The organism is Synechococcus sp. R3-13 (assembly GCF_047462195.1).
Classification (GTDB): Bacteria; Cyanobacteriota; Cyanobacteriia; order Thermostichales; family Thermostichaceae; genus Thermostichus.
This window is the reverse complement of the sequence record NZ_JANSIO010000226.1, coordinates 1-5,684: the sequence shown is the minus strand read 5'-3', so window position 1 is coordinate 5,684 and position 5,684 is coordinate 1. Positions and strand designations below refer to the sequence as shown.

Genomic DNA, 5,684 nt, shown 5'->3' with positions numbered 1-5,684 from the left:
CAGTGCGGGGCTCCTGCGATTTCTAGCTGACTTGCACAGGGCCTTGAGACGGCGAATGGAACCGAAAGGATTCCAAAAACCTGCAATTCAGGATGATTTAAGATCTCTAATGTGGAGCCGCCCCTACCCACGCCTCATGGTGCTCTGCACCCCTCCCGCGAACGGCAACTCACGCTTTAAGGACTCCGTCCCGCTGTCGCGATTGGCCGGAAACCGGTTATGTCTGCTTCCCCTTCTGCACTCTGGGCCACTGGCGGAGCCATTCTGCGGCTGTTGCGCTGGCACAAGCCGGCAGGGCGACTGATTTTGATGATCCCGGCGCTGTGGGGAGCTTTTTTGGCCGGACGGGGAACGCCCCCTTGGCCGTTGGTCGGGATCCTGATTCTGGGCAGTTTGGCCGCCAGCGGAGCGGGCTGTGTCATCAACGATCTTTGGGATCGAGATTTGGATCCGCTGGTGGAGCGCACCCGCCATCGCCCGTTGGCCAGCCGGGAGTTGACCGTTGGCGTCGGGATCCTGATGGCGGTGGTGAGTTTGGCCTGTGCGGCAGGGCTGGCGCTGTTTCTCAACCCGGTTAGCTTTGCCCTCTGTGTGGCGGCGGTGCCGGTGATCCTGCTCTATCCGGGGGCCAAGCGGGTGTTTCCGGTGCCGCAGTTGGTGCTGGCTCTGGCGTGGGGATTTGCCGTGCTCATCAGTTGGACGGCGGTGAGCGGCCAAGATGCCAACACACCCCTGTGGGAAGAGGGGCTGGGCTGGCTGTGGCTGGCCACGGTGTTGTGGACACTGGGATTTGATACCGTCTATGCTCTTGCGGATCGGGAGGACGATGAGCGGGCCGGGATCCATTCCAGCGCCCGTTTTTTCGGGCAGCGGACGCCGACGGCGGTAGGGCTATTTTTTTTGGGCACTGCCATCGCGCTGTTGGGGGTAGGCCTCAGCCTACGGTTGCATGGAGTTTATTTTGTCAGCTTGGCCATCGTCACTGTCCTCTGGGGCCGGCAAACCTGGCAGCTCCACCAAAGGAATGCCTCTCCCACCTTGTACCTGGCCATCTTCGGCCAAAATGTGGTGCAAGGGTTTATTCTGCTGGCGGGGATGATCGGCGGATCCCTGCTGGCCTGAGGGATCCCCTGGCCTCTCGCATGGCCAGATGCCTCTCTGAAGAACGCCTTGCCCCTCAGCCGACGCTGGGGCTGCCTCTTTGGGAAGGGATCCCGACAAATCTCCGGACTGGCAGGAATCGGCCCAGGGCCATGGGCAAACGGTAGAATGAGACGATTAATTGCAGGATCCCAGCCTCCGATGGCCCCACTGAGCAGCGGTGAGCCTCCCTATGACATTCTTATTCTCTCAAACGGCCCTGGAGAGCTGACCACCTGGGTGCGTCCGGTGGTGATGGAATTGCGCCAGCAACTGCCTCAGGCACGCCTCTCCCTGGTGCTGTCCCCCTGCCCCCATGCTTCCGGGCAAGAGATGAAGATAGCGCAAGCGTTCGTCGACGTGGATCGGGTGCAGGATCCCGATTTTTTTCTGGCTTTTTTGCTTACTGGCCAAACCGAAGAAGCCTGGAATTGGGCCAAGCGAGGGGTGGTGCTGTTTCTGGGGGGGGATCAGTTTTTTGCCGTCTGGATTGCTCGCCGCTTGCGCTATCGGCTGGTGGTCTATGCTGAGCATCAACCCCGTTGGCGGCCTTGGGTACATGCTTTCGCCGTGCGAACCGAGGCAATCAAACGCCGCTACGATGGCGGACGGCTGCTGGGCCACCCTTGGGCCCACAAAATGCACGTTGTCGGGGATTTGATGGCGGATGGCGTAGCCAGCGCTGTCTATTTGCCGGGGGTGCCCCTTTCCGGCTGGCTTGGCAGCAGATCTCCTGCCGCTGCCTCCAAACCCACGGCAGGCTTTTCTTCCCCAACCCAAGCCTTTGGCCTGCTCCAAGATGCATCTCCCAGCTCCATCGGCGAGGGGGAGCCTGTAAGAACTGCGCCAGAGAGGGTGGGGAACCGCTTCACCGATGAAGAATTGCTACCGCGCGGCTGGCAGCGTCTGAGCGATGAGAACCGCACCCACTATCAGGTGGGGCTGCTCCCAGGCTCCAAGCCAGCCAAGCTCTCCTTGGGGGTGCCATTGGTGTTGGCTGTGGCCGATGAGCTGCGACAGATGCTGCCGAATGTCCGCTTTGTGATCCCGGTGGCCCCAGGACAAACCCCCCAGTCGTTGGCAGCCTATGCCCATCCCAAGCTCAATCCCGATATGGCTTTGATCTATGGCACCTCAGCCATTCTGGAGCAGACCAATCTGGGATCCCAGTTTGTTACCCCCTTTGGCAGCACGGTGCAATTGTGGACAAGCTTCCCTGCCTATTCTGTGCTGGCCAACTGTGATCTCTGTCTGACCACCATTGGCGCCAACACCGCCGAGCTGGCCTATTTGGGGGTGCCGATGGTTGTGGTGATCCCTACCAACAAGCTGGAGGCAATGCGCGCCTGGGATGGGATTCTTGGCCTGTTGACCCGCCTTCCAGGCTTGGGCACTTGGCTGGCCCGCGCCGTCAACAGAATTGCTCTGCGTTGGCTAGGTCACTTGGCTTGGCCGAACATCTGGGCAGGGCGAGAGGTGGTACCGGAGTTGCGGGGCCACTTGCGCCCGGTGGCCGTGGCCGCACAAATGCGAGTTCTGTTGGAAGATCCCCAGCGCCGTCAGCAAATGCAGACAGAACTGCAGCGGCTGGGGGGAAGGCCGGGAGCCGCGCAAGCCATTGGAGAACTGGTGGCTCAGCAGTTGAGTAAAGGCTAGGGCAGAAGGCAATTTGCTTGAGCTCGACCCAGTGGAGAGTTGCGCGAGGAGCTCCCTTGGCGCGATTGGAGATCTCTCCTTGCTGCCGGCAAAAAGTGCTAAAAGGGGAGTGGAGGTTCCTAAACGGAGACCATTCATGCTGACGGAGGCCGAGCAGTCGGCGGCGGAAAGCACCAAAACGGGGGAGGGCAATTCTCTCCCTGCTGGCAAGCCGGAGCCAAAACTGGGGTTCTGGCAGCAATTTTGGGAGGATGTTGATTGTGTCTTCGATCGGGATCCGGCAGCACGCAATCGCTGGGAGGTCATCTTCACTTATCCCGGTGTGCATGCTCTGTTTTTGCACCGCATCGCCCACTGGCTGTGGAAACGGCGCTGGTTTTTCCTAGCGCGGCTGCTCAGCTTCTTGGCTCGTTCTTTCACATTGATTGAAATCCACCCGGCAGCCAAGATTGGGCGGCGCTTTTTCATTGACCACGGCTGTGGGGTGGTGATCGGCGAGACGGCAGAAATTGGCGATGATGTTACCCTCTACCACGGGGTCACCTTGGGGGGTACCTCTTGGAACAAGGGCAAACGTCATCCCACCCTGGAAAATGGGGTGATTGTCGGCACGGGGGCAAAGATTCTGGGGCCGGTTCGCATTGGGGAAAAAGCTCGTATCGGAGCCAACGCGGTCGTGATTCAGGATGTAGCTCCCGGCATGACGGTGGTTGGGATCCCAGGCCGTGCGGTCATCCCGCCCCATCAGCGCCGCATCCCCGCCCATGGCATTGACCTGGATCACCATCTCATGCCTGACCCAGTGGGACGGGCTATCGAACAGTTGCTGCACCGTATCCAAGATCTGGAAGCCCAGGTGGCCCGCCTTAACCGGGAGCGGGAACAGGTCCGGCAGGATCAGGTGAGAGGCGAAGCAGAATATTCCTGATCCGTCCTGCTGATGCGAACGATCTGAAGATTTGTCTGAACCAGGTGGCTGGACAAGAGGGTCCAGCTTTCGGGGTATGCTGTGAGAGCGCTGGGCTGGGTATCCCGGCCAGCTTTTTCCTCTGGGCCCTTCTCTACTGGATAACGCCTCCAATGCCCCTTGCTACTGCGCAACGCTGTCGCGAACAGGATTCTGTACCGTTGGCTTTGTTGAGTGTATCCGACAAAACCGGACTGATCCCGCTGGCCCAGTCCCTCGTGCAAGAGCATGGCTTTCAACTGCTCAGCAGTGGGGGAACCGCCAAGGCGCTCTCAGAAGCTGGGATCCCGGTCACCCCTGTCTCTGCCCACACTGGCGCGCCGGAAATCTTGGGGGGAAGGGTGAAGACGCTGCACCCCCGCATTCACGCCGGCATTTTGGCCCGCCTGGAATGCAGCGAAGACCGGGCAGACCTAGAGGCGCTGGGGATCCCTCCCATCCAACTGGTGGTGGTCAACTTCTACCCTTTTGAACAGACAGTGGCCCAGGCAGGAGTGTCTCTGGAGGAAGCTTTTGAGCAGATCGATATCGGCGGGCCCACTTTGGCGCGGGCGGCAGCCAAAAATTATCCCTACGTTACGGTGCTGACGGATCCCAGCCAGTACCCCCAGTATTTGCAACTGCTCTCCGGGGCCTATGGGGAAACAGAGCGGCTGGCGTTTCGCTTCCAGTGTGCTCGTCGGGCCTTTGAGCAGGTGCTGGCCTACGACCGCGCCATCGTCACCTACCTGGCTCGCCTGGAGCTAGCAGGTCCCTCCCAGTCCTCCGCAGCTGCCGCTGAAGACAGGTTTCAACTGCAAGGGATCCTGTGGCAACGCCTGCGCTACGGGGAAAATCCCCATCAAGCTGCCACTTGGTATGTGACGGATCCGGCTGCCCCCGGCTGGCACCGGGCTAAGCAGTTGCAGGGGAAGGAGCTGAGCTACAACAACCTGCTGGATCTGGAGGCGGCCCGTGCCCTGGCGGCAGAGTTAACCTTGTTACTCCGCAATGCTGATGCGACGCGGCCCACTGACGGGAAGGGCTCTGTGTCTTCTGGCTCTGCTCGGAGGGAGTTCTTGCAACCTGAACAAGCGGTGGCGGTGGTGGTTAAGCACAACAACCCCTGTGGGGTGGCCATTCGCCCATCGCCGGCTGCCGCCCTCGAGGCTGCCCTGGCTGCTGATCCAGTTTCGGCCTTTGGGGGCATCGTCGCCCTCAACCAACCCTTGGACGCAGAGACCGCCCGACGGCTGGTGGAGCCTTTTTTGGAGTGTGTGGTGGCTCCCGATTGCACTCCAGAAGCGGCTGAGCTACTGTCAGTCAAAAAGAACTTGCGGGTCTTGGTCTTGCCGGACTTGTGCGTGGGGCCTGCACAGACAATCCGCACCATAGCCGGGGGCTTTCTGGTGCAGGATGCCGATTCACCTGTTGTGCCGCAACGCTGTCGCGACCAGGAACCGACGCAAACCGACAGCCCCCCTTCTTGGCAAGTGGTCACCCAGCGCCAGCCCACACCGGAGGAGTGGGCGGATCTGGAATTTGCCTGGATAGTCTGCAAACATGTGAAATCCAACGCCATTGTCGTCGCCAAGCAGAGGCAGACGCTCGGCGTCGGAGCCGGACAAATGAATCGGGTGGGAGCAGCGGAGATCGCTCTCCAGCAGGCGGGATCCCAAGCAGCAGGAGCTGTTTTGGCCAGCGATGGCTTCTTCCCCTTTGCCGACAGCGTGGAGATGGCTGCCCAAGCAGGGATCCGCGCCATCATCCAGCCGGGGGGGAGCATCCGCGATGCCGATTCCATTGCTGCTGCCAACGCTGCCGGTATTGCCATGGTTTGCACCGGCATACGTCACTTTCTGCACTGAGCCCGCCTTTCTGCTCAAGAGAGAAATCTTCCCAAGAGAGACAAAGAGCATGACTCTAGTCAATAATAAGCTCA

General features: G+C 60.4%; 4 protein-coding genes. All 4 read left to right on the top strand.

Features of this window, described 5'->3' with window-relative positions:
* The first annotated feature begins 219 nt into the window (after positions 1–219).
* The 4 genes from NW856_RS07135 to purH all read left to right on the top strand — a co-directional run bounded on the left by NW856_RS07135 (position 220) and on the right by purH (position 5,610).
* Positions 220–1,122 carry a 4-hydroxybenzoate solanesyltransferase gene (locus NW856_RS07135; RefSeq protein WP_414399646.1) on the top strand — a complete coding sequence of 301 codons (903 nt, stop codon included), beginning with the start codon at positions 220–222 and terminating at the stop codon, positions 1,120–1,122.
* 180 nt (positions 1,123–1,302) lie between these two features.
* Positions 1,303–2,796, top strand: coding sequence for a hypothetical protein (locus NW856_RS07130; RefSeq protein ID WP_414383373.1), 1,494 nt, complete (start codon positions 1,303–1,305; stop codon positions 2,794–2,796).
* Positions 2,797–2,932: 136 nt separating this feature from the next.
* Positions 2,933–3,724: a serine O-acetyltransferase gene (cysE, locus tag NW856_RS07125; RefSeq protein ID WP_414399645.1), complete on the top strand. Its 792-nt coding sequence runs from the start codon at positions 2,933–2,935 to the stop codon at positions 3,722–3,724.
* A gap of 152 nt (positions 3,725–3,876) precedes the next feature.
* The gene (gene purH / locus NW856_RS07120; RefSeq protein WP_414399644.1) at positions 3,877–5,610 is read left to right on the top strand and encodes a bifunctional phosphoribosylaminoimidazolecarboxamide formyltransferase/IMP cyclohydrolase; all 1,734 of its coding nucleotides are present in this window, start codon (positions 3,877–3,879) and stop codon (positions 5,608–5,610) included.
* Positions 5,611–5,684: the final 74 nt, after the last annotated feature.

Excerpts from the sequence above, each read along its gene's own strand:
- NW856_RS07135 (WP_414399646.1), top strand. The coding sequence starts at position 220 with ATGTCTGCTTCCCCTTCTGCACTCTGGGCCACTGGCGGAGCCATTCTG.
- NW856_RS07130 (WP_414383373.1), top strand. The coding sequence starts at position 1,303 with ATGGCCCCACTGAGCAGCGGTGAGCCTCCCTATGACATTCTTATTCTC.
- cysE (WP_414399645.1), top strand. The coding sequence starts at position 2,933 with ATGCTGACGGAGGCCGAGCAGTCGGCGGCGGAAAGCACCAAAACGGGG.
- purH (WP_414399644.1), top strand. The coding sequence starts at position 3,877 with ATGCCCCTTGCTACTGCGCAACGCTGTCGCGAACAGGATTCTGTACCG.